The sequence below is a fragment of the Oleiphilus sp. HI0067 genome (genome assembly GCF_001635735.1).
This window is the reverse complement of the sequence record NZ_LWFI01000941.1, coordinates 1-1,677: the sequence shown is the minus strand read 5'-3', so window position 1 is coordinate 1,677 and position 1,677 is coordinate 1. Positions and strand designations below refer to the sequence as shown.

At 44.2% G+C, this 1,677-nt stretch carries 3 protein-coding genes; 1 reads left to right on the top strand and 2 read right to left on the bottom strand.

Features of this window, described 5'->3' with window-relative positions:
- Positions 1 to 408: potassium channel family protein (locus tag A3739_RS11665; RefSeq protein WP_197472287.1), on the top strand; the 408-nt coding region annotated here is incomplete at its 5' end.
- 67 nt (positions 409 to 475) lie between these two features.
- Here the strand turns inward: A3739_RS11665 and A3739_RS11660 are convergent.
- Together A3739_RS11660 and A3739_RS11655 are read right to left on the bottom strand one after the other, a co-directional pair.
- Positions 476 to 1,033: a carboxymuconolactone decarboxylase family protein gene (locus A3739_RS11660; protein ID WP_068501481.1), complete on the bottom strand. Its 558-nt coding sequence runs from the start codon at positions 1,031 to 1,033 to the stop codon at positions 476 to 478.
- A 31-nt stretch (positions 1,034 to 1,064) separates the two neighbouring features.
- The coding region (locus A3739_RS11655) for a DsbA family oxidoreductase (protein ID WP_068501478.1) at positions 1,065 to 1,677 on the bottom strand (613 nt) is incomplete at its 5' end.

The window sequence follows — 1,677 nt, the reverse complement described above, 5'->3', positions numbered from 1 at the left end:
CAACCCAATGCGTTTGGTTCAATACCCCAAGCCATGTGGTGGGCCGTGGCCACACTTACTACAGTGGGTTATGGCGATGTCACTCCAATCACGGTTGCAGGCAAAATCTTCGGAGCACTTATCACCGTGATTGGTATCGGCATGGCAGCCTTACCCGCAGGCATTATCGCAAGCGGCTTGAATGAGCAAATTCATCGCCGCCGTTCCAGCCTCCAAAGAGAGTTTAGAAAAGCACTGGAAGATGGCATAATCTGTCAACAGGAAGAGGAAGACATTGAGGCATTGAGAAAGCAACTAGGACTTTCGCGCAGAACAGCTGATCATATTCGTGAAGCTGTTCATAGCGAAAAGGAAACCAAAATTGGCGCTACATGCCAACATTGCGGCAAACCATTCAAGGCACCTTAGATGTTATTAATCAATAAAGGAGTAGTTCATAGGAAGTCTGAATTCCCCTTTATTGATTATATATATCTTATCGCTGTGAAGGATGTATCCAAGCATATTTCTTAAACGCATCATCTGGCTCAGTGTGTGCCAATGCGTTGGTAAAATTGGAGATCAACTTTGCCGATAAACCAGTTAATACTTCCAATGCCTGGCGCTTTGTATAACCCGCTTCAATAAAGTCTTGTAGCTTTTCATCTCCAATGTGACCACGCTTATCTAGTAGTGCTTTAGCATAGTCGTGCAAAGCTTGAAGCTTAGCGTCAGGTATCTCAGTACCCTCACGTAATGCTTCGATAACTTCCTCAGGCATTTTCGCGGAATGCATCATCCAGGTATGGCCCGGCACGCAGTAGTGGCAGTTATTTTCGAAGTTCGCAGTCATAAAAACTACCTGCTGCTCAATCGGCGACAGGGTTGTGTTTTTCATGAATAGGCTAAATACAGTATTGTAAGCCTCATAAGTAGCAGGTGCTTCTGCCAATATCTTGTGCAAATTAGGTATCATGCCAAAACCTTTCAACGAAGCTTCCATTAACGATTTCGACTCTTCTGGCGCAGTATTGGTTTCATAGTATGTAAACATAAAAATTCCTCTGTTCTATGTAGTTCTGTCTTTAGGATGCTGTAGTTAAAGCTTCGCGGTAGGTTTCGGTTTCTTGAGCACCTTGTAGAACTTCTTCACCGTTAATAATCACTACCGGCACTCCGTGAAAACCTCCAGACAGCCACTTTCTCTCAATCTCGACCAACTCAGTTTGAAAAGTAGGATTATCTAAGACGTCTTCGGCTTCGCTTTTATCTAGGCCTAAACTAGCGACTATTTGCAGCAAAACCTCCTTACTTGAGATATCTTTGTGGTCCGAAAAATAGGCTCTGAAAAATGATTCGGCTAATTGAGTTTGCTTGCCTTTCTCTTCTGCCCACCTCAACAGCAAATGCGCCTTGCGAGTGTTAAACATGCGCATATCATCGAAGTAGTTGAATTGAAAGCCCACCTCTTGGCCCAAAGCCGTCAAACGCTTACGTGCCTCAATACTTCCGTTAATCGTCGTTCCATATTTAGCTGCAAGATGCTCTCTGAGATTCTCACCTTCTTCCGCAATAGAGGGATTCAGTTCGAATGGATGCCACCGTATGGAGACTTGGTCTTCGATACCCAGGTCTTTGATTGCGGCCTGAATTCTGTAATACCCTATAACACACCAAGGACATACAGCATCAGATAAG

Excerpts from the sequence above, each read along its gene's own strand:
- A3739_RS11660 (WP_068501481.1), bottom strand. The coding sequence starts at position 1,033 with ATGTTTACATACTATGAAACCAATACTGCGCCAGAAGAGTCGAAATCG.